The sequence below is a fragment of the Achromobacter deleyi genome (assembly GCF_016127315.1).
Lineage (GTDB): Bacteria > Pseudomonadota > Gammaproteobacteria > Burkholderiales > Burkholderiaceae_B > Achromobacter > Achromobacter insuavis_A.
The window spans coordinates 4,396,334-4,418,321 of the sequence record NZ_CP065997.1 but is presented as its reverse complement, the minus strand read 5'-3'; the positions used below and the strand labels follow the sequence as shown (position 1 = coordinate 4,418,321).

Annotated in this window: 18 protein-coding genes; 9 read left to right on the top strand and 9 right to left on the bottom strand. The window is 68.2% G+C overall.

Features of this window, described 5'->3' with window-relative positions; genetic code table 11:
* The first annotated feature begins 13 nt into the window (after window positions 1–13).
* Both I6I07_RS20175 and cfa read left to right on the top strand, forming a co-directional pair.
* Window positions 14–568, top strand: a complete 555-nt coding sequence (locus I6I07_RS20175; RefSeq protein WP_198483422.1) for a hypothetical protein — start codon at window positions 14–16, stop codon at window positions 566–568.
* A gap of 132 nt (window positions 569–700) precedes the next feature.
* The gene (gene cfa / locus I6I07_RS20170) at window positions 701–1,876 is read left to right on the top strand and encodes a cyclopropane fatty acyl phospholipid synthase (protein WP_198483421.1); all 1,176 of its coding nucleotides are present in this window, start codon (window positions 701–703) and stop codon (window positions 1,874–1,876) included.
* Window positions 1,877–1,985: 109 nt separating this feature from the next.
* On the opposite strand, the gene I6I07_RS20165 is transcribed toward cfa, so the two are convergent.
* A complete protein-coding gene (locus tag I6I07_RS20165; RefSeq protein WP_198483420.1) occupies window positions 1,986–3,629 on the bottom strand; it encodes a GMC family oxidoreductase in 1,644 nt (547 codons plus the stop codon).
* Between the two features lie 135 nt (window positions 3,630–3,764).
* On the opposite strand from I6I07_RS20165, the gene I6I07_RS20160 reads away from it, so the two are divergent.
* Window positions 3,765–4,652, top strand: coding sequence for a LysR family transcriptional regulator (locus tag I6I07_RS20160; protein ID WP_198483419.1), 888 nt, complete (start codon window positions 3,765–3,767; stop codon window positions 4,650–4,652).
* A gap of 149 nt (window positions 4,653–4,801) precedes the next feature.
* Window positions 4,802–5,701 (top strand): TonB family protein, encoded by a 900-nt coding sequence (locus I6I07_RS20155; RefSeq protein ID WP_198483418.1) that lies wholly within the window; start codon window positions 4,802–4,804, stop codon window positions 5,699–5,701.
* Window positions 5,702–5,723: 22 nt separating this feature from the next.
* Here I6I07_RS20155 and I6I07_RS20150 read toward each other — a convergent pair whose 3' ends face one another.
* A complete protein-coding gene (locus tag I6I07_RS20150) occupies window positions 5,724–6,704 on the bottom strand; it encodes a LysR family transcriptional regulator (protein ID WP_198483417.1) in 981 nt (326 codons plus the stop codon).
* 136 nt (window positions 6,705–6,840) lie between these two features.
* Between I6I07_RS20150 and I6I07_RS20145 the strand changes: the two genes are divergently transcribed.
* Entirely contained in the window at window positions 6,841–8,157 is a 1,317-nt protein-coding gene (locus tag I6I07_RS20145; RefSeq protein ID WP_198483416.1) for an MFS transporter, read from the top strand.
* A 34-nt stretch (window positions 8,158–8,191) separates the two neighbouring features.
* Window positions 8,192–9,508, top strand: coding sequence for an ArgE/DapE family deacylase (locus I6I07_RS20140; RefSeq protein ID WP_198483415.1), 1,317 nt, complete (start codon window positions 8,192–8,194; stop codon window positions 9,506–9,508).
* 18 nt (window positions 9,509–9,526) lie between these two features.
* On the opposite strand, the gene I6I07_RS20135 is transcribed toward I6I07_RS20140, so the two are convergent.
* Both I6I07_RS20135 and I6I07_RS20130 read right to left on the bottom strand, forming a co-directional pair.
* Window positions 9,527–12,004 (bottom strand): DNA internalization-related competence protein ComEC/Rec2, encoded by a 2,478-nt coding sequence (locus I6I07_RS20135; protein ID WP_420094510.1) that lies wholly within the window; start codon window positions 12,002–12,004, stop codon window positions 9,527–9,529.
* A 118-nt stretch (window positions 12,005–12,122) separates the two neighbouring features.
* Window positions 12,123–12,551, bottom strand: a complete 429-nt coding sequence (locus tag I6I07_RS20130; protein ID WP_198483414.1) for a hypothetical protein — start codon at window positions 12,549–12,551, stop codon at window positions 12,123–12,125.
* Window positions 12,552–12,595: 44 nt separating this feature from the next.
* Here I6I07_RS20130 and I6I07_RS20125 point away from each other — a divergent pair, with 44 nt between their 5' ends.
* Complete coding sequence (locus I6I07_RS20125; protein WP_198483413.1) at window positions 12,596–12,781, top strand: hypothetical protein; 186 nt, start codon at window positions 12,596–12,598, stop codon at window positions 12,779–12,781.
* 73 nt (window positions 12,782–12,854) lie between these two features.
* On the opposite strand, the gene trpA is transcribed toward I6I07_RS20125, so the two are convergent.
* Together trpA and trpB are read right to left on the bottom strand one after the other, a co-directional pair.
* Window positions 12,855–13,652 (bottom strand): tryptophan synthase subunit alpha, encoded by a 798-nt coding sequence (trpA, locus tag I6I07_RS20120; RefSeq protein WP_198483412.1) that lies wholly within the window; start codon window positions 13,650–13,652, stop codon window positions 12,855–12,857.
* Entirely contained in the window at window positions 13,649–14,857 is a 1,209-nt protein-coding gene (gene trpB / locus I6I07_RS20115; RefSeq protein WP_198483411.1) for a tryptophan synthase subunit beta, read from the bottom strand. Before trpB ends, trpA begins: the two co-directional genes overlap by 4 nt.
* A gap of 123 nt (window positions 14,858–14,980) precedes the next feature.
* On the opposite strand from trpB, the gene I6I07_RS20110 reads away from it, so the two are divergent.
* Both I6I07_RS20110 and I6I07_RS20105 read left to right on the top strand, forming a co-directional pair.
* Entirely contained in the window at window positions 14,981–15,838 is an 858-nt protein-coding gene (locus I6I07_RS20110; RefSeq protein WP_198483410.1) for a LysR substrate-binding domain-containing protein, read from the top strand.
* 357 nt (window positions 15,839–16,195) lie between these two features.
* Complete coding sequence (locus tag I6I07_RS20105; protein ID WP_198483409.1) at window positions 16,196–17,743, top strand: flagellin; 1,548 nt, start codon at window positions 16,196–16,198, stop codon at window positions 17,741–17,743.
* Window positions 17,744–17,799: 56 nt separating this feature from the next.
* On the opposite strand, the gene dld is transcribed toward I6I07_RS20105, so the two are convergent.
* The 3 genes from dld to I6I07_RS20090 all read right to left on the bottom strand — a co-directional run bounded on the left by dld (window position 17,800) and on the right by I6I07_RS20090 (window position 21,986).
* On the bottom strand, window positions 17,800–19,491 hold the full coding sequence (dld, locus tag I6I07_RS20100) for a D-lactate dehydrogenase (protein WP_198483408.1): 1,692 nt from the start codon (window positions 19,489–19,491) through the stop codon (window positions 17,800–17,802).
* Window positions 19,492–19,619: 128 nt separating this feature from the next.
* Window positions 19,620–20,381, bottom strand: a complete 762-nt coding sequence (locus tag I6I07_RS20095) for a sulfite exporter TauE/SafE family protein (RefSeq protein ID WP_198487606.1) — start codon at window positions 20,379–20,381, stop codon at window positions 19,620–19,622.
* Window positions 20,382–20,528: 147 nt separating this feature from the next.
* Window positions 20,529–21,986 carry a sulfatase-like hydrolase/transferase gene (locus I6I07_RS20090; protein WP_198483407.1) on the bottom strand — a complete coding sequence of 486 codons (1,458 nt, stop codon included), beginning with the start codon at window positions 21,984–21,986 and terminating at the stop codon, window positions 20,529–20,531.
* Between the last annotated feature and the right edge of the window lie 2 nt (window positions 21,987–21,988).

Here is a 21,988-nt window from a genome sequence, read left to right as displayed (position 1 = left end):
AACCCCACGCGCCATGCCTGGTGGATACATGCTCAACGGCGGCTACGTCGCCGCCGCCCTGCTCTTCATCGCCGCCCTGTTCGGCGTGCTGGTCATCGGCCTGGTCGTCGGCTGGCGCGCCGGCCGCGGCAGCCGTCCGCAACTGGTGCTGGCCTGGCTGCTGGCGGTGGTGCTGGTGCCGCCCTGGCTGCTGGCGCTGACCGCCAGCGGCGACATCTTCGGAGTGGTCCTGATTTCCCGCTACGCGCTGGCCCTGCCGGCGCTCGCCGCGCTATGGTGGCTGCGGCGCAGCATCCACGCCTTCACCGGCCAGCGGCCGGGGCTGGAACGGCTGCCGCGCGCACCCTGGCTGATGCTGCTGGCCGCGGTGCTGCTGTACAGCCTCCTGGGTTATTGGTCAGGCCATCGTTACGATTATTCGTTCGATATCAACGACACCATTACTTCCATGGTCTTTATCATCGCCACGGGCCTGTTGGTGGCAGGATGCACCTGGGCCTTGCGCAGCAGCATACGTTGGTTAAGATTGGCGGGTCCCGGGTCAGCGGCCGAGGTATCCCGGCCCTGACGGTCCGCTGAAATTAGATTGCCTATCGGCCTGATTCAATCATTAAATTGGATTTCACCCGCCGGTCCGGGCGAGAGTTATGCGCTTCGAGCATTGCCAGATCAGTCAGTCCAGAATTGATATGGAGTCACTATGCACCAAAGCAGTCCGACTACTCAGCTAACTCCCCCCCGCGCCGACGCCGCGCCGCCCGAACCGCCCAAGGTCCTGCAGGACGTGCTGGCGCGCGCGGATGTCCAGATCAACGGCTCGCGCCCCTGGGACATCCAGGTTCATGACAAACACATGTACGAGCGCGTCTTCGCCAGCTGGTCGCTGGGGCTGGGCGAGTCCTACATGGACGGCGAATGGGATTGCGAGCAGCTCGACGAACTGTTCACCCGCCTGCTGCGCGCCGACATGGGCTCGGCCGCCCTCGGCCTGGCGCGCGTCAAGCTGATCGCCGAGCACCTGCGCCACAAGCTGTTCAACCTGCAATCCAAAAACCGCGCCTTCGAGGTCGGCGAACAGCACTACGACGCCGGCAACGACGTATTCGAGGCCATGCTCGACAGCCGCATGATCTATTCCTGCGCCTTCTGGGAACAGGCCGACACGCTGGAAGCCGCGCAGGAAGCCAAGCTCGACATGATCTGCCGCAAGCTGCAGCTCAAGCCCGGCGAGACGCTGCTGGACATCGGCTGCGGCTGGGGCGGGCTGGCCAAGTTCGCCGCCGAGCGCTACGGCGCCAAGGTCACCGGCGTCACCGTCTCCAAGGAGCAGCTGGCGCTGGCGCAGGAACGCGTGCGCGGCCTGCCGGTGGAACTGCTGCTGCAGGACTACCGCGACCTGCAGGGCAGCTTCGACAAGGTGGTGTCGGTCGGCATGTTCGAGCACGTCGGCCCCAAGAACTACGACACCTACTTCACCCATGTGCAGCGGCTGATGGCGCCCGGCGGCATCTTCCTGCTGCACACCATCGGCATCGCCTCGACCAGCCAGAGCACCGACCCCTGGATCGACCGCTACGTCTTCCCCAACGGCAAGCTGCCCTCGGCGCGCGAGATCAGCACGTCGGTGGAAGGCCGCTTCATCATCGAGGACTGGCACAACTTCGGCGCCGACTACGACCGCACGCTGATGGCCTGGTGGGACAACTTCCAGCGCGCCTGGCCGCAACTGCAGGAACGCTACGGCACGCGCTTCTACCGCATGTGGCAGTACTACCTGATGTGTTGCGCCGGCTTCTTCCGTTCGCGCGAAGGGCAGCTGTGGCAGGTGATCCTGACGCATCCGCAGCGCCAGGAGATGTACCGCTCGCTGCGCTGACGAGGATATCGGCCGCTGCCCCCGTCCCCGGGAGCAGCGGCCGATATGCGGGTCAGCAGGGTGAGTAAAGAACGCGCAGGCTTGCCCGCCGCATCGCGGGCGTCTCCCCTCACGCCACCAGTTCGGCCGGCTGCGCCTCGGCGCCGACGCGCGCCGCGTCCTCCAGGATCATCTGCGCCGCCCGCTCGGCGATCATGATGGTCGGCGAATTGGTGTTGCCCGACGTGATCGTCGGCATGATCGACGCGTCGGCCACGCGCAGGCCTTGCAGGCCATGCACGCGCAGGCGCGCATCCACCACCGCGCCGTCGTCGGCGCGGCGGCCCATGGCGCAGGTGCCGACCGGATGGAAGATGGTGGTGCCGATCTTGCCGGCCGCCTCGCGCAGCTCGGCCTCGCTCTGGTAGGCCGGACCCGGCAGCCACTCCTCGGGCTGGTAGCGCTGCAGCGCGGGCGCCGCGCTGATGCGCCGCACCAGGCGAATGGCGTCGGCCGCCACCTTCAGGTCCTGATCTTCCTTCAGATAATTCGGCGTGATCACGGGCGGCAGCGAACCGTCCGCCCCCTGCGCGTGCACGCTGCCGCGCGACACCGGCCGCAGGTTGCAGACGCTGGCCGTGAACGCGTCGAAACCATGCAGCGGCTCGCCGAACGCGCCCAGCGACAAGGGCTGCACATGGAATTCCAGGTTAGCCCGTTCCTGCCCCGGATCGGATTTGGCGAACGCCCCCAGTTGCGACGGCGCCATGCTCATCGGCCCGCTGCGGTTCAGCAGGTATTCCAGCCCGATGCCGGCCTTGCCCCACCAGGTCGAGGCGATGCGGTTCAGCGTCTTCACGCCGCGCACCTTCAGGATGACGCGCAGTTGCAGATGGTCCTGCAGGTTCTCGCCCACGCCCGGCAAGGCATGGCGCAGCGCAATGCCGCTTTCGCGCAGGCGCGCCGGCTCGCCGATCCCCGACAGTTCCAGCAATTTCGGCGTGTTGACGGCGCCGGCCGCCAGCACCACTTCGCGCGCGGCGCGGACGCCGACGGACTGGCCTTCGCGCCGCACCTGCACGCCGACGCAGCGCGTGCCCTCGAACAGCAGGCGCTCGACGTGCGCGCCCGTCATCACGTGCAGGTTGCTGCGCTCGCGCACCGGCCGCAGGAACGCCTTGGCGGTATTCCAGCGCCAGCCGCGGCGCTGGTTCACGTCGAAATAGCCGACCCCGAAGTTGTCGCCCCGGTTGAAATCCTGCACCCGCGGAATGCCTTCCTGCGCGGCCGCATCGGCGAACGCGTCGAGGATGTCCCAGCGCAGCCGCTGCGCCTCGACCCGCCATTCGCCGCCGGCGCCGTGGAATTCGTCGCCCCCGCGGTAATGATCCTCGCTGCGCTTGAACACCGGCAGCACCTGGTCCCAGCCCCACGCCGGATCGCCGGCGATCCCGGCCCATTCGTCATAGTCCTGGCGCTGGCCGCGCATGTAGATCATGCCGTTGATCGATGAGCAGCCGCCCAGCACGCGGCCGCGCGGATAGATCAGCGAGCGTCCGCCCAGGCCCGGCTCGGCGCCGGTGCGGTACATCCAGTCGGTGCGGGGATTGCCGATGCAATACAGGTAGCCGACCGGGATGTGGATCCAGTGGTAGTTGTCGCGCCCGCCCGCCTCCAGCAGCAGCACGCGCACCGCGGGGTCGCGGCTCAGGCGGTTGGCCAGCACGCAGCCCGCCGACCCCGCGCCCACGATGATGTAGTCATATGTCTCCATTTGCGCTTCTTCTTTTAAGTCTCAAGTGGCCGTGCCACTGTCGCGCAGCCGGCCGGCCCTGTCCAATGAATTGTTGAAAAGCGCTTTATAAGTCTCTTTAATAATGGGTATCGCCCTTTACGCGGGAAACGAGCCATGGACCTCAAGCACATCCGCACCTTTGCCGCCGTGGCGCGCGTCGGCAACCTGACGCGCGCGGCCGAGCACCTGCACCTGACGCAGCCGGCGCTCAGCCTGCAGCTCAAGAGCTTCCAGGAGGCCCTGGACCTGCCGCTATTCACCCGCACCGCCCAGGGCCTGGCGCCCAATGCCGACGGCCGCGCCCTGCTGCCCTCGGCCCAGCGCGTGCTGGACGCGCTGGAAGACTTCGAGCGCGCCATCGGCGCCCTGCGCGTCACGGTGCAGGGGGAACTGCGCCTGGGCACCATCCTCGACCCCGAATTCCTGCGGCTGGGCGCCACCCTGCAATACCTGGTGCAGCACTACCCCAAGATCCGCCCCACCCTGCGCCACGGCATGTCCGGCTCGGTCGCCCGCCTGGTGCGCAACGGCGAGCTGGACGTCGGCTTCTCGCTCGGTCCGCGCGGCCCGGGGCACGGCCAGCCCGCGCTGCATGCCCTGCCGCTGGCGGCGTTCTCCTACTACGTGGTGGCGCCCAAGGGCTGGGGCCCGCAACTGGCCGGCCGCGGCTGGCACGAGATCGCCGCCCTGCCCTGGATCTGGACCCCGCCCGACTCGGTGCACCACCGCCTGCTCGCGGCGAAATTCAGCGAACTGGGCGTCGCCCCCAACGCGGTCGCCGAAGTCGACCAGGAAGCCTCGATGCTGGACCTGGTGCGCTCCGGCGTCGGCCTGACCCTGGCGCGCGACTCCATCGCCCTGCGCGAATCGCAGGCGCACGGGCTGGCGCTGGCGCCGGGGCTGTCGATCGAGGCGGAACTGGCCTTCATCACGCTGGCTTCGCGGCGCGAGGAACCGATGGTCGCGGCGGCTTTCGACGCGGTGCGGGCGGCGTTCGGGTAACGGCGGTGCCCGGGCCGGTCGCGCCGGCCGCCACGCCCGCGGCGTGGCCACCGCGCTCGGGTATGCTCGCCCTGACGACGTCCGCGTCGGCCGCGTCGCTCGTGTCATCCGGCCCGCGCCGGACCCATCCTCATCCGGAGACTCCCCCAATGCATTGGCGGTCCATCGCTTGCGGCCTGACCCTCACCCTCGCCTGTGCGGCAGCCCCCGCCGTCGCCGCCGTGCCCGCCAACGAGGCTGAATGGACCCAGGCCGTGCAACGCCGCTTGATCAGCCGCCTGGACTACCCGCGCGAGGCGCACCGCCTCGGCGGCTCCATCAGCCTGTCGCTGAAGATCACGGTGCTGCGCAACGGCACCCTCTACGACATCGCGGTGAGCCGGTCCTCCGGCGATGCCGCGGTCGACAAAGCCGCCGTCGCGATGGTGCGGCGCGCCGGCCCGCTGCCGGCCTTTCCCGTCACCATGACCCAGGAAAAAACCGAACTGATGCTGCCGCTGCGTTTCCAGCAGGAGGATGACACGGCCGCGCCCAGCGACAGGGCGCCGCCCACCGACATCCCGCCGCGCCGCTATGTCGACGCCGCCACCGGCTTCGGCGTCACCGTGCCCTCGCCGCTGCGTGTCGGCCCCGCGCCCACCCGCGGCAGGTACGACGCCCAGATCGAGGTCTCCAGCCCCGACGGCTTCCCGCCCAAGGCGCAGGAAGCCAAGTACCTGTGCCGCATCGGCTTCCAGGCCACGCCGGCCGGCGCCAAGCCGCCCGCCGCGCAGACGCTACGCACCCAGGTCACCGCCGCCGAACGCCGGCAACGCCGGTTGCGCGGATCCATCGAGCTGTATGACCGCTTCACCCTGGCCGGCGCGCAGGGCCTGGACTACCTCGCGGCGCCCGGCCCCGGCCGCCCGGACACGCTGTACTACTACGCCGACGTCGCCTTGCCGCAAGGCCGCGTCCACATGGCCTGCGCCACCCTGCGCGATGCCATGCCCGCCGCCATGACGATGTTCCGCCAGGTGCGCGACGGCATCGCCGCCCAGCCGCGCTGACCCGCGCGTCGGACCTCGCGCGTCAAGGCGGCGGCAGATTGCCGGGCACCAGCCGTTCGGCCATGGTGAACCCGTCGATGTAGTCGCGAAAGAGCTTGAGGAAGGCCGCTTCGGCCGGGCTGCGTTGCACGTCCCGATGCCACAACAGGTGCAAGTCGACCGAACACACGCCCTCGCCGGGCGGCAGCCGCCACAACCGGCCCTCGGCGAGATCGCGCCGCACGCTGTGCTCGGGCAGGCAGCCGATGCCGAAGCCGGCAATGAGCAGGCGCTTGACCTCGTCATGCTGGGTGGACGTCGCCACCACCCGTCCTGAAAACCCGCGCTGATCGCGAAAGATCGTCAAGGGCGACAGGCTGTCGCCCAGGGCATCGCTGGCGAAAGAAACGAAGTTCTCGCCCATCAGGTCTTCGATGCGCAGATCTTGCCGGCCGAACAGCGCGTGGTTGCGTCCACAGAACAGCGCGTAGCGCTGGTGCAGGAAAACCTTGTTCTCGAGCCGCTTGGGCATCTGCCGGCACAGCGCGATGCCCGCCGTGCCCACGCGCTGCTGCATCAGCGTAACGATCTCGCTGCTGGGCAGCACATCCATCTGCACGTCGATGCGCGGATAGGCCGCGTGGAACGCCGTCCAGAAATCGTCGTAGACCTGGGAGTGAATGCGGCTGGCCACCAGCAGGTGGATGCGGCCGGTCGCCTCGACCTCCGTCTGCGACACGTCGGTCAGCAGTTGCGCCACGTTGCCATAGATGGCCTCTGCAGCGCGGCACACCTCTTCGCCGGCATTGGTGACGGTGAAGGCCTGGTTGTGCCGCTCGATCAGGCGCCGGTCCAGCTGTTCCTCGAGCCGCTTGAGCGCCTGGCTGACAGCCGATTGCGTCAGGTGCAGCTTGGCGGCCGCGCCGCTGATGCTGCGCTCCTGCACGATCACCAGGAAGGTTCGCAGCAGGTTCCAGTCGAGGCGGTCGCCGCTGCGCACGTCGGCGGGGTGGGTGTTCTTCATTCGCAGGCCTGTACGAGGAATCGGCAAAACATTAATTCTACTTAAGTGAAGAATTAAAAATCATAAATTGACGTTATATCTAGGCGGGAGCGATAAACACGCCTTCGAACAACGACAACACCCCAAGAGGAAACCCATGACCGCTCCCGCCCATGCGCCGGCGGCGCGCCAACCCGTCCGGGCCGCGACCGCCGCATTCGTCGGCACCACCATCGAGTGGTACGACTTCTACATCTACGCCACGGCCGCCGCGCTGGTGTTCGGCAAGGTGTTCTTTCCCACCGCCGATCCGTTCGTCAGCACCATGGCGTCGTTTGGCACTTTCGCCGCCGGTTTCCTGGCGCGGCCGCTCGGCGGCGTCATCTTCGGCCATCTCGGCGACCGCGTCGGCCGCAAGAACGCGTTGATGGCGACCCTGGTCATCATGGGCCTGGCCACGGTCGGCATCGGCCTGCTGCCCAGCTACGCCACGGCCGGCCTGTGGGCGCCCGCCCTGTTGCTGCTGCTGCGCCTGGCGCAGGGCCTGGCGGTGGGCGGCGAGTGGGGCGGCGCGGTCTTGATGGCCGGCGAACACGCCTCGCAACGCCGCCGCACCTTCGCCGCCTCGTTCGCGCAATTGGGCAGCCCGGCCGGCCTGATCCTGTCGCTGCTTGCGTTCCGGCTGCTGACGACGCTGGACGAGGCCGACTTCGTCAGCTGGGGCTGGCGCGTGCCCTTCCTGATCAGCGCGGTGCTGCTGCTGGTCGGCTACTTCATCCGGATCGGCGTCAACGAATCTCCCGATTTCGCCAAGGTGCTCGAGCGCCAGGAGCGCGCCGAGATCCCGGCCAAGGAAGTGCTGCGCACCGCCTGGCGCACCGTGCTGCTGTGCATGGGCGTGTGCACCGTGGCGATCGGCGGCATCTATTTCACCAACACCTTCATGCTGTCGTACACCACCCAGACGATGGGCCTGAGCCGCACGCTGATCCTGGATTGCCTGTTCGTGGTCGCCATCATCCAGTTCTTCGTGCAGCCGCTGGCCGCCTGGCTGGCGGACGCCATCGGTCCCACCCGCGTCCTCATCACCGCCGCCTTCTGCTCGGTGTTGGCGCCCTATCCCATGTTCATGCTCGTGTCGCAGGGCACGCCCTACAGCATCATCGGTGGCATCGCCATCGTGCTGGTCTTCATGGCCGCGATCTATTCCGCCATGGCCGGCTACATCAGCTCGGCGTTCCCCACCCACGTGCGCTATTCCGGCATCTCGCTGTCGTACCAGTTGTGCGGGGCGGTCGCCGGCGGCATGACGCCGCTGGTCGGCACCTGGCTGACCTACCACTACCCCGGCCAATGGCTGCCGCTGGCGATCTTCTATTCAACGCTGTCGGCGATCACGCTGGTGTCGATCTGGGCGCTGGCCGGCCACAAGCGCCGCCTCGCGCTGGACGTCGCGCCCGCTGCCGCGGCCTGAACCCGCCCTGCTTCCCTTTCTTTCAGGAAACCCGATGACACAGACCCCCACCCCGCCCGCGCTCTCCGAGGAACAGACCCGCCGGATCCTGCAGGCCGTCGATGCCCATTTCGATGCCCAGCTGGCCTTCACCCAGGATCTCGTGCGCTTCCCCTCGTTGCGGGAACAGGAGCATACGGCGCAGGACTTCCTCTACGAGGCGATGCGCGCGCGCGGCTTCGCGATGGACCGCTGGAAGATCGACGTCAAAGACATCGAATCCCACCCCGGCTTCGGCCCGGTGACCGTGTCGTATGAGAATGCGTTCAACGTGGTCGGCACCTATCGTCCCGCGCAGCAGCAGGGCCGCTCGCTCATCCTGAACGGGCATATCGACGTGGTGCCCACCGGCCCCGTGGACATGTGGACCCGCTCGCCATGGGATCCGGCGATCATCGACGGCTGGATGTATGGCCGCGGCGCCGCCGACATGAAGGCCGGCCTGGCCGCCAACCTGTATGCCTACGACGCCGTGCGCGCCGCCGGCTATGAACCCGCCGCCCCGATCTACTTCCAGTCGGTGGTCGAAGAGGAATGCACCGGCAACGGCGCCCTGGCGGCGCTGCTGCGCGGCTACCGGGCCGACGCCGTGATCATTCCGGAGCCGGAAGAGAACATGCTGGTGCGCGCCAACGTCGGCGTGCTGTGGTTCAAGGTCCGCGTGCAGGGCCATCCCACGCACACCCGCGAGATGGCCAACGGCTTCAACGCCATCGACGCCGCCTACGCCGCCATCGAGGCGCTGCGCGGCATCGAAGCCAAATGGAACGCGGAGCACCACTGCCACCGCCACTTCGAACACCTCGACCATCCGATCAATTTCAACATCGGCAAGATCGAGGGCGGCGACTGGCCCTCGACGGTGCCGCCCTGGTGCGAGTTCGACGTGCGCGCGGCGATCTATCCCGGCACCACCGCGGACGAGGCCCGCGCGCAGATCGACGCCTGCCTGCGCGACGCCGTCGCCGATCCACGGCTCGGCGGCACTCCACCCCAGGTCACCTACACCGGCTTCTACGCCGAGGGCTACGTGCTGGAGGAAGGCAGCGACGCCGAGAACACGCTGCGCCAATGCCACCAGCAAGCCTTCAAGAGCGACCTCGAAAGTTTCACGACCCCGGGCTATCTCGACGCCCGCGTCTTCGTGATCTATGGCGACATGCCCACGCTGGTCTATGGCCCGAAGTCGCTCGACATCCATGGCTTTGACGAACGCGTCCACCTCGAATCGCTGCGGTTGATCACCAAGACCATCGCGCTTTTCATCGCCCAGTGGTGCGGCGTCCGCGAAGCGCCAGCCAAGGCCGCCTGAACCCGGCGGCGCGCCGGCTCAGCGGCCATGCCAATAGCGCCGCTGCCGGTCGCGCTGGGCCCAGACGTCCAGCCCGCCGGGGCGCGACCGCGCCATCACCGCCCCGTCGCGGTCGCTGCGCCAGAAGGCAGCGCCGGCGCGCAGCCAGCGCCGCTCGACCGCCGGCGCGGGATGGCCGAAGCGGTTCAGGTAGCCGCACTGCGCGATCGCGTGCCCGGCCCGCGACGCCGCCACCAGTTCACGCCCGGATGACCACGCCGACCCGTGATGCGGCGCCAGGACGATATCGGTCGGCGGCAGGCCCAGCGCGGCCAGCTCGCGCTCCTGCGCCACCCCGATGTCGCCCGTCAGCAACAGCGAATGAGCGCGGCCCTCGACCCGCAGCACGCAGCTGTTGGCATTGCGGTCGCCCCCGCGCACGACCGCGCCCGGCGCGGGGTGCAGGAAGGTGAAGGTCACGCCATCGACGCGCCAGCTGTCGCCGCGCTCGCAGCGCAGCATCCGCGCAGGCGCGGCATCGCTGGCGCCGTCCCCAGACGCGCCATTCGGCTGTGCAGCGGCTGCCGGACTCGCCCGGGACTCCGTCTGCGTCATCACAGCCCCGTGCTGCCCCGGCCATAGCCTCGCGTCACGCCGCAACCAGGCCGCCACGTCGAACGACGCATAACTGCGCGCCACCGGCACCGCCGCCAGCACCGAGCGCGTGCCGCCCACGTGGTCCAGGTCCGCGTGCGACAGCACCAGCACGTCCAGCCTGTCGATGCCGCGCGCCTGCAACTGCGGCGCGATCACCCGCTCGCCCGCATCCCCGCCACCGAAATGGCGCGGCCCCGCATCAAACAGCAAGGCCTGGGTCGCGGTCTCGACCAGGATCGCGCTGCCCTGGCCGATATCCATCGCGCTCATGCGCCAGTCGCCCGGCTCGGGCCGTTCCGGCCGCCAGCACAGCAGTGGCAGCATGCACAGCCACCCCAGGCGCCGCGCCGGCCAGCCCGGCGCCTGCAACGCCCACACCATGCCCGCCAACGCCCACAGCAACCACGGCCAGGGCGCCGCCGCCACCGTGAAGCTAGCCCAGTCCGCATTGCCCACCCACGCCACCACCGTCATCGCCAGGTCGAAGACCCACGCTCCCGCCTGCCCCGCCACGGCAGCCAGGCCGGCCGTGGCGGACGCCACCGACAGCATCGCGCACAGCAGCGCCAGCGGCGTGACCAGGAACGTCACCGCCGGAATCGCCACCGCATTGGCCAGCGGCGACCCGAGCGACACCTGGTGCACCAGGAACGCCAGCAGCGGCGTCAACCCCAGCGTCACCGTCAGCTGCAACCGCGTGGCCTGCGCCAGCGCCGCGGCCCAGCGCTGCCGCCACCCGGCCTCCGCGTCGCGCGGCGCCTGCGCCACCCGCAGCAGGATCGCCACCGCGCCGAACGACAACCAGAAACCCGCCGCCATCGGCGCCCAGGGATCCAGCATCACCACGGCCGCCGCCGCGAACGCCAGCACCCGCCCCGCCGATATCCGCAGGCGCGACCACCCCGCCGCCAACACCACCAGCAACATGAAGAACGTGCGCCGCGACGGCACGCCCCACCCCGCCAGCAGGCAATACGCCAGCCCCACGATCATCGCCGCCGCGCCGCCCGCAATGCGCGCCGGCACCCGCTCGGCCAGGCCCGTGCCGCGCCAGCGCGCGCGCCGCCACGCCGCCGCCAGCAGCCAGGCGGCCAGGCCCGCGATCGACGTCACATGCATGCCGCTGATGGACACCAGATGGGTGATGCCGCTGCGATTGAAGAGGCGCCAGTCGTCGCGCGCCACGCCGGCCTGGTCGCCGATCGCCAGCGCAATCAGCACCGGCGCGTAGCGATGGCCGCCAAGCGCGCGCCGCATGCCTTCGCGCACGCGGTGCCGGGCCCGCTCGATGGCGACGCCGGCCGACGCCCAGGGCTGGTCTTCCAGCAGGCGCGGCTGGCCGCGTACCGTGCCCGTGGCGCGCAAGCCGCGCGCGAACAGGCGCGCCTCGCCGTCTGGCAAGTCGGGATTGAGCGGCGCATGGGGACGGCGCAGCACCAGTGCCATGCGCCATACCTGCCCGGGCACCACCGGCGGGAGCCCCGGCTGTCCGCCTGGCGCTGCCAGCCACGACACCAGGATGCGCCGGGGAATGCCGGGGCGTACCGGTCCGACCTGCTCGCCAACGAAACGCACGCCGCCGCCGTCATCGTCAGGCAATTCCGCCACGCGCAGCGCCAGCCGCGCCACGGCGTTCTGATGTACGTCGGCCAACGCGTCGTTCAGGCGCCATTGCGCCTGCATCGCGGCGTTGACCGCGCCGATCATCAGCCCCGCGACAAGGCAGACCAGCAGGCCCGCCACCCGCCCGCGCCAACGCCGGGCAGCCAGCGGCAACAGCGCGCAGGCCACGCCGGCGGACAGGTAGAACCCCGCCCCCGGCAGCGCCGCCAATCCCTGCACCGCGCCCGCGCCCGCCACCAGCGCCAGGCAGAATATGCGCCCCTTGATATCCGTCTCCCGAGAAACGGATAAGCGTAGGAGGTCGGCATCGCCGGCAGAGCAGCCTGTGAATGAATTTGCCTACCTCGGCAAACCGTCAACGGGCATCGTGCGCAGCAGGGCTCCAAGCCTGACCGCCCATGCCGATGAAAGCCTGCCGGTGCTGACGCACCCATGACGCCACATCCGTCGGCTGGAAATCCTCCAGGCCCGCCAGCGACTCGAACGGACGGGCCAGGATGGCGTCCGCTTCCGATGGGTTGGCCGCGAAGTAGCGGAACTTGGAGGCCACCCGGCGTCCCATGCCTGCCCCCATCGCGGCGTCGACCTCGCGCTCGAACACATCGATGGGCTGCGCCCGATAGGTGATGCGTCTTCCCAGGCCGTCGGAGACGCGCGCCGCCAGTTCATGCCCGTCCAGGCCATGGGGTCCGGCAATGCGGTAGTCGCCGCGGGCGCCTTGCAGCAGCAGCGCGATTGCCGCGCGGGCGCAAAGGCCTCTGCCCGCCGCGACGTGGGCAGTCACAATTCGTTGATAGAGTGGCCTCCGTAACCAGGAGGCCACTCGTCTTGAAGAAATTGCTTATTGCTTTCTACTATGCGGTCCTGCTGGTCGCCACGCCATATCTCGGCCTGCCCATTGCGTACCTCTTTCCCGGCGGGTCGGCGTCGATCCTGGGTTTCATCGCGATGCTATGGACCCTGCCGCTCGTTCTTTGCCTGGCCCGGTACATCGTGAACGAGAAAAATAAATGACACGGTGAGACGCGCGCGACAGCATGCCCACGCGATGCCGGTCAGCCGCGCGATCCCAAGGCAGCGGCGCCCTTCAGGCCAGCCCCCCCGCCCGAGCCGCCTCCCCCAACACCCGCACCTCGTCCAGCGCCGCCCCCACCCCGCCCGCCGCCAGCACCTCGACCAGCCGGGTCCCGACCGCCACCAGATCCGCATGACGCCCCACCGCCTTCAGCTGCGCGGCGGTCCGCACCCCGAACCCCGCGGCGATCGGCAGCCGCGTCCTGGCGCGGACCCGTTCCAACGCCTCGGCGATCATCGCGTCCGAAGGCAGCGCCGCCCCCGTCGTCCCCGCCAGCATCACGTGGTACACAAATCCGCTGGCGCCTTCCAGCACCCTGTCCAGGCGCTCTTGCGTGGTCGTCGGGGCGGTCATCTTGATGAGGGCGATGCCGTGCCGCCGCGCCAGCCGTTCGATGCTGGCGGCGTGCTCGGGCGACAGGTCCACCACGATCAGCCCGTCGACGCCGGCCCAGGCCGCGTCGGCCATGAAGCTGGCCGCTTCATAGCGCAGCAATGGGTTCAGATAGCCCATCAGCACGACCGGCGTGCGCTCGTCCTCCTCGCGGAAGGCGGCGACCAGGTCGAGCGTGCGGCGCAGGGTCTGCCCCGCCTTCAGCGCCCGTGCGTTGGCCAGTTGCAGCACCGGCCCGTCGGCGATCGGATCGCTGAACGGCATGCCCAGTTCGATCACGTCCGCCCCCGCCGCAGGCAGACCGCGGAGCAAGGCCAGGCACGCGTCGTATGACGGATCGCCCGCCGTGAAATAGGCGGCCAGTCCCGGCCGCCCGGCGGCGCGCAACGCCGCCAGGGTCTGTTCGATACGGCTCATGCGGCCTCTCCCGTGAATTGTCGGACCGAATGCAGGTCCTTGTCTCCGCGTCCGCTCAGGCAGACCACCAGTGTCTGCTCGCGGTCCATGAGCGGGGCGAGTTTCCTGGCATAGGCCAGCGCATGCGAGCTCTCCAGCGCGGGGATGATGCCCTGGCGCCGCGTCAGCCACAGGAACGCGTCGACCGCCTCGGCATCGGTGACCGATTCATAGACCACCCGCCCGGTGTCGTGCAGCAGCGCGTGTTCGGGCCCGACGCCCGGATAGTCGAGCCCGGCCGAGATCGAGTGCGCGTTCTGGATCTGGCCGTCCGCGTCCTGCAGGAAATAACTGCGGCAGCCATGCAGGACGCCGGGGGAGCCCTCGCCGATGCTGGCCGCGTGCTCGGCGGTGTCCGTGCCGCGGCCGCCCGCCTCGATGCCGAACAGCCGCACGCCGGCGTCGTTCAGGAACGGATAGAAAAAGCCGATGGCATTGGAGCCGCCCCCCACGCAGGCGACCATCGCGTCGGGCAGCCGCCCGGTCTTGTCGAGGATCTGCGCGCGCGTTTCCTCGCCGATGACTTTCTGCAGTTCGCGCACCAGCCAGGGATAGGGATGCGGCCCGGCGCCGGTGCCCAGCAGGTAATAGGTGTCGTCGGGATGCGCGATCCAGTCGCGGATAGCGGCGTTCATCGCGTCCTTCAGCGTGGCGCTGCCGTCCGGCACCGGCCGGACCTGGGCGCCCAGCATCTCCATGCGCGCCACGTTGGAGGACTGCCGCGCCACGTCGACGGCGCCCATGTAGACCACGCATTCCAGGCCGAACAAGGCGCACACCGTGGCGGTGGCCACCCCGTGCTGCCCGGCGCCGGTCTCGGCGATGATGCGACGCTTGCCCATGCGCCGCGCCAGCAACGCCTGGCCCAGGCAATTGTTGATCTTGTGGGCGCCGGTGTGATTCAGGTCCTCGCGCTTGAGGAAGATGCGCGAGCCGCCCAGTTCCTCGCTGAGCGCCTGGGCATGCAGCAGCGGGCTCGGGCGTCCCACGTAGTCGGCCAGCATGGCGCGGTACTCGGCCCAGAAGGCGGGGTCCTCGCGCACCGCGCGGAAGGTGTGTTCCAGCGCATCGAGCGCGGGCGCCAGCGTCTCGGGCATGTAGCGGCCGCCATAACGGCCGAACTGCCCGGCGGCATCGGGGTATTCAGGATGGGGGATAAAAGACATGGTTTCGGGCCTTTGGGAACATGGCAACCATGGTATCCAGACAAAACATCCAGATAAATCATAGATTTCTTGCCCATCGGTATCAGATTTTCTAATATCAACGGCATGAGAAATCTGCCTCCCATGAACTCGCTGCGCGTCTTCGACAGCGCCGCCCGCCACCTGAACCTGTCGCTCGCGGCGCAAGAGCTGGGCGTGTCGCACAGCGCGGTCAGCCAGCAGGTCCGGCAGCTCGAGACCTGGCTCGGCGGCAAGCTGTTCGAGCGGCATTCGGAGGGCGTGCGGCTGACCGCGGCGGGCCAGGATCTGCACCGCGTCTGCCTGCCGGCGTTCGACATGCTCGAACAGCGCCTGGCCGAACTGCTCGGCCGCTCGGCATCGACCGAGGTGGTGATCGGCGCGCCGGCCAGCCTGTTGTCCAACTGGATCATTCCGCGGCTCGAGCACTTCGAGCGCGCCCATCCCGGCGTCCAGGTGCGGCTGCAGACGGCGGCCGACATCGCGTTGCTGGAGCGGCGCGTGGTCGATGTGCTGATCGTGGCCGACGAACACCGGTCGCCGGACATCGAGGCGCTGCCGCTGTTCCAGGAAAGCATCGGGCCGGTCTGCGCGCCGGCGCTGGCCGGGCGGATCCGGCGGCCGGCCGACGTGCTGGGCTCGCCATTGCTGCATGCCGCGGCGCGCCCCGCCGCCTGGGAACACTGGGCGCAGGCCAGCGGCGTGACGCTCGGCGCGCAGCAGCCCAGGCGCCAGTTCGACCAGCTCGGCCACATGCTCGAGGCCGCGGTGGCGGGCCTGGGCATCGGCATCGCGCCGCGCGAGCTGGCGCAGGCCGATATCCGGGCCGGCCGGCTGGCCGCCCCCCTCGGCTTCCAGGACACGGGCGGCCGGTTCAGCCTCTACGCCCGCACCGATGCCAGGGAAGTCGTGGACGATTTCAAGCGCTGGTTGAAGGCGCAGGCGCAGCCCGATGCTTCCTGAGCCACGACGCATCGCGGCGGCGCCGGTGGCGACGCGCCGGCCAGACGCGCGCCGCGTCGGATGAATCCGGGATTCGAGCGCGCGGCGAGACGGCCGGCGGGGGATCGGCTTAGCATTTTTAGAATGATCTATCCCTCTCCGGATAAACAAAGCCGCGCCCGCTCGGCGCAAACCGGCCCACCCAGTGTGGGCCGCGTGCCATCATCGACCCCACATCGCTCGGCGCGCTGATTCGTCACGCGCCACGCCGTCCACGACGGCTCGAATCAACCCGCGCCATTCCCGCAGCACGACAGCCCGCATCCCGCTGACAGCCGCCACATTGGCCGGGCTGGCAACCTCGCATTGGAGAACCTCATGCCCTCGATCAGAAACCAGTCCCTGTCGTTACGGGCGCGCACCAACCTGGGCAAGTCGGAATCCGCGCAGGCCGTGGCCACGGAGCGGCTGTCGTCCGGCCTGCGCATCAACCACGCCGCGGACGATGCCGCCGGTGAATCCATCGCCGGCCATTTCACCGCCCAGATCCGCGGGCAGCACCAGGCGGCGCGCAACGCCAATGACGGCATCTCGCTGGCGCAGACCATCGAGGGCGCGCTGGGCGAGATGGGCCACAGCCTGCAACGCATCCGCGAACTCGCCGTGCAGGCGCAGAATTCCACCAACTCGATCGGCGACCTGGAATCCATCCAGGCCGAGATCGACCAGCATCTCGGCGAAATCGAGCGGATTTCGCACCAGACCCGCTTCAACAGCCTCGACGTGCTGGCCCAGGACGCCAATCTGTCCATCCAGGTCGGCGCCCACGATGGCGACACGCTCAGCATCAACACCAGGCTCGTCAATCCCAAGACCTTGAGCCTGGACGAGATCGACGTGGTCCATGATCCGCGCCTGGGCAGCGCCGTCGACAGGACGGTGATCGACACCCAGTCCGAGCCCGCGCCGATCGCCCCGCCACCGGCGGTCGCGCCGCCGCCCGCGATAGCGCCCCCCACCACCACCGCCGTCCTGAGCATCAGGAATGGCGCCACCGTCCTCACAATGTTCGACGCCTATCTCCTGAGCTACCAGTTCAACGGCACGACGCAATACCTCGTCCAGGAAATTCACGGCGGCATTACCCGCAACGAGTACCGCATTCCCACCTTGCCCGCGCCCGTGGGGGGCGTCGTGGACATCGACATCAGCATCCAGCCGCGCCTGGACAGAACCATCCTGAGCGCCGCGGAAACGGCGGCGATCGCCCGCAGCGGCGTGCCCACGCTGGTCGGCGGCACCTTTCCGGTTCCGGTCGCCCCCCCTGCCGTGCCGGCCCCCACGCCCACGCCGCCCGTGGTCGCGCCTCCCCCCGGCCCCCCGCCTGCCGCCGACGCCGTCAAGAAAGACACGCCCATCCGACTGTTCGATTTTCTCCAGAGCCTCGCGCCGGTGCCCGCCGCCGACGATGGCCGGCCCCTGTTCGACCAGGACAGCAAGGTGCACTTCCTGACGGACGCCACCGGCAACGCCAACGGCGAATACGTCATCAGCGGCAGCGATGGCAATTTCTACGACATCAGCATTTCGTCCACCGGCGAGGTGTCCTTCAAGCCTAAACACGCGCCGCCCACCGTGAACCTCAAGGTCGTGCCCATGAAGCGGGTGACCCACGCCCTGGGCCAGGTCGACAGCCTGCGCGGCGAGCTGGGCGCGATGCAGCACCGCCTGGGCTCGGTCATCACCAACCTCAACCACACCGCCGATATCCTCGGCCAGGCCCGCAGCCGCATCGAGGATGCGGACTACGCCGTCGAAACCTCCAACCTGACGCGCCAGCAGATCCTGCAGCAAGCCAGCAAGGTCGCCTTGACGCAAGCCAATCAGTTGGCGCAGAACGTGTTGGCGTTGTTGAAGGAGGATTGACGCGTCACTGGTCGTGGCCAGAACGCGGCAGCGATCCGACGAGGGACTTCGGCGCCTCACATCCAGTTCTTGCGCTTTGATAGCTGCCCGACCCCTGGGTTGAACTGATTGCAAGGATCCAGGGCGCGGTAGAAATTCCGAAGCTCGGGGCCGGCGCGATACAGATGTCCAACGTTGTGTTCGGCCGGATACTGCGCGCCACGGGCGTCCAGCAGCTTCCACATGCGGTGCTCCAGCGCCAGGCAATCCACGCCCTTTCTCACGATGTAGTCCTGATGGAAGACATGGCAAAGAAAGTGTCCGTAATAGAGCTTGGCCACCATGGCGGTCTCCATGTCCTCGGGCAGAACCTCCAGCCAGTCCCGGTCATTGCGCTTCAGGGCAATGTCCAGCGCGACGATATCCTCCACCGCGTCCGGATGGATGGCGCGGTAGCGCACGGCGGCGCCGGCCGCCGCGAATCGCAGCAGGAAGGCGGCCGCGCCTTCTTCCGGGGAGCACAGGAAGCAGGCGCCCGTGGCCTGGTTGAAATAGGAATCCAGGAAAACCTGAAGCGGCTCCTTCAGCTTTCTCGACACCTTGATCATCAGATAGTGTTCATACCGGGCGCGAAAGTCGCGCAGGCGAGCGGGCAGATGATCGCCACAGCGTTCGCTGAAGAACTGCAACAGCCGGTCGCTCATGTTCCTGGGCAGGAACGAGAATCTCGCGCAGAAACTGTCCACCCGTGCTTTCAACGCGAAAAAGGCGGGAAGCCTGGCGGTGCCCAGCTTGCGGATGGCCAGGAAAGTGTCCTTGCCGTAGACATCGGCGATATCGAACGCATCCCGGTGCATGTACTCCCCCGCGATGGGCAATGCCGGCAGGCCCGTCAGAAGGTATCGTCGAATATCCGTCAGTTCGGCCGGATCATTCGTCCCGATGTAGAAAACGTCGGTCTGCGTTTCCGCCGGAAACGTGTCCAGGCGCACGGCGAAGAGAATCAGCTTGCCGGCGCTCCCGGAAGCCTCGTACAGCCGTTTCGGGTCCGCGTTGAACCGCGCGGGCGAGTCCGCGTCGACGTCGCGGACGTGCCGCGCATAATCCTGATCCGACCCGCGTCCGCCATCGCGGATGTCATCAGGACGGTAGGTGCCGTCATCCAGACGCCGCAGGATCTCCTCGGGGGATTCTCCCAACGAGATGCCCAGGTGGTTGACCAGGGATAGTTTGCCGTCCTGCCCCAACTGCGCAAACACGGCCATCTCGGTAAAGGCGGGGCCACGCTGCACCAATGATCCACCGGAGTTATTGCAGATCCCTCCGAATACCGAAGCGCCAATGCATGAAGACCCGATGACGGAGTGCGGTTCGCGTCCCAGCGGCTTGAGCGCTTTCTCCAGCTGGTCCAAGGTGGCGCCGGGAAAGCAGATCACCTGATGCCCGTCGCGGATCAGCTGTATTTTCTTCATGCGCAACGTGCTGATGATCACGATCTCCCGATCGTAGTCATTGCCGTCCGGCGTCGACCCCCCGGTCAAGCCGGTATTGGCCGCCTGCATGATCACGATCTTGCCGTGCGCCACGCATGCCTGGACCAATCGCCATTGCTCCAGAAGGCTGCCCGGCCGCGCAACCGCGATCGCCGATCCGAAGCCGAAGCGGAATCCTGTGCGGAACCGTTGGGTATGCTGCGGGTCGGTCAGGACATGGGCCGTGCCGACGATGCCGCGCAATTCGTCGAGCAGGCGCTGGTTATCAGGATTCATGCAGGTCCTTGGAAAGAAACTGTGGGAACGACTTGCGGACGAAACCGTCCGCCGGCGGCAGACGTCACCCGCACTTGCGCTGGCGACGATAACAGAACGGCGAGGCCGGCCGACGCCACGCGCCGGCGCTACAGGAAGCCGCGCGCGGCCGAAACCAGCAAGGCCGCGCCCGACAGCGTCAGCAGCATCAGGATAATGCGGCGGAACGTTTCGTCGCACAGGCGGGCATACAGGCGCGCCCCCAGCCAGGTCGACACCATGATGACGGGCAGCAACGCCCCGAACCAGGGCAGCATGGCCACCGACACGGTCGACGACACGACATAACACGTCATCGTGAACGACAGGATCAGCAGGTTGAATCCCTGGATCAGATTGCGCTGCACGTCGCGGGGATACTGCCGCAAGGTGCACCACAAAGCCGGCGCAATGCCCGTGAGGCCCGCCAGGCTGCCCAATATCCCGCCGCACAGGCCCGCGATGCCATCGCAGACGCGGTCATATCCGCGGCCACGATTGCCCTGCTCGATCTTCCGGCGCGACAGCAGCATGAAAGAACACCAGGCGACCAGCACGATTCCCAGCAGCAGTTTGAAGACGGCGGGATCCAGCAGGGGCAGCAGGGCAAGGCCAAGCGGCACGCCCAGCGCCCCGCCCGCCAGAAACGGCAGCAACCGTTTCCACGGAAACGCCTGGCGCACCGATAAAGCCCCGGTCACCTGGCCGACGAGCGCGCCGAACACCGTCAACACAGCGGCCAGGCGGGGCTCCAGCACCCAGGCCCAGATCGCCATCGACACCATGCTGAAAGCGAAACCCGACAGCCCCTGTACGAAGCCCGCGACGGCCGCGCCACCCAGGGTGAACCACAACATCGGCCCGAAGAGCATATGCCGTCCCAAATCGAATCGAAGGAAGAGAAGCCCAGGGCCTGTGCGCACGGGAAGGCGCCCGGCAAGGCCGGCAATCGGCCGCCAGGCCAGGCGCGCCCGCCGCGATGGCCTCGATAGCCGCGCGGGCGCGGCCCGCGTGCCGCGTCAGTCGAACGCCAAGGCCGAACCCGGCACCGGCGTGAAACCGAGATCGCCGCGGGCGATCACCGCTTCGCGGCCGCCGTTCTCGCGTAGCAGCGTCTGCTGGCGCGCCTTGGCCTGGCGGTCGACCGCCTGCGGGTCACAGATCAGATACAGCTGCTGGCGGCAGGCCTGCACGGTATCGGCGTGGCGCGGATCGGCGGCCAGGTCCTGGAGTTCCTCGGGGTCGGCTTCCAGGTCGAACAACTGCGCCGGATAGCCGGCGTACTCGATGTACTTGTACTTGCCATGGCGGATCATGAAGGCGCCGGTGGTCGAACCCATGCCGTGGTATTCCACCAGCACGTTGCGCCGCGGCGTCTCGCCACGGGCGATGTCGAACAGCGAATGGCCGGGATAGCCTTCGCGCAAGGCCGGCTCGGTGTTGCCGACGGCGTCCAGCACCGTGGGATAGGCGTCGATATGCGTGACGGGCACGTCGACCACCCGCCCCTGCGGAATATCGTCGCCCGCCATGATCAGCGGCACGCCCGCGGTTTCCTCGAACATGGTCGACTTGCCCCACAGGCCGCGCGCGCCCAGGTTGTCGCCATGGTCGGAGGTGTACATCACGCGGGTGTCATCGGCCAGGCCGGCGTCCTCCAGCGCGTTGAGGATCTTGCCGATGTTCTCGTCCAGGAACGAGCACAGGCCGTAGTAGCCGGCGACGGCGCGCTTGACCGCGTCGCCCTCGAAATAGTCGTCGTAGTTGAAGCTGTTGCGGTAATCGACCAGATAAGGGTGGTCCGGCCGCTCGCGCCTGTCGTACAGCTTGGGCAGGGGCAGGTTCTGGTTGAAATAGCGGTAGTAATGTTCCGGCGGCGCGGTCAGGGGGAAGTGCGGCGCCACCAGCGATACGAACAGCACCCACGGCTTGTCCGATTCGCGCCGCGCCGCCTCGCGCAGCCAGACCTGGGCGCGGGCCGTGATCTCACGGTCGTAGAAGGTGTATGAGCTTTCGCCGGGCCCCGCGAAATGGGCCATCTTGTAGGCGCCCTTGCGCACCGGCAGTTCGCTGCGGACCAGGCCCATCAGATCGCCCTTGCCCTCGATGATGTGCATGGGGATGATCTCTTCCGAGAACCCGTGGTCCTCGCCGGGCTGGCGGAAATGGAGCTTGCCAATCGAAACCACGTCGTGATCGCGTTCGCGCAACCGATGATGCCAGCTGGGCACCGCGCCATCGTAGGCGTCGGCATTGTCCCAGTAGCCGATCTGATGAATGTACTTGCCCACCGCGAACGAGGCCCGGGCGGGAATGCACACCGGGCTGGCGCAATAGGCCGAGCGGAACAGCGTGCCGCGCGCGGCCAGGGCATCGAGATGGGGCGTCTTGACGATCTCGCTGCCATAGCAGCCCAAGGCCTTGGGCGAGTGTTCGTCGGACATGATGATCAACAGGTTCTTCGGTTTCACGGTCATGG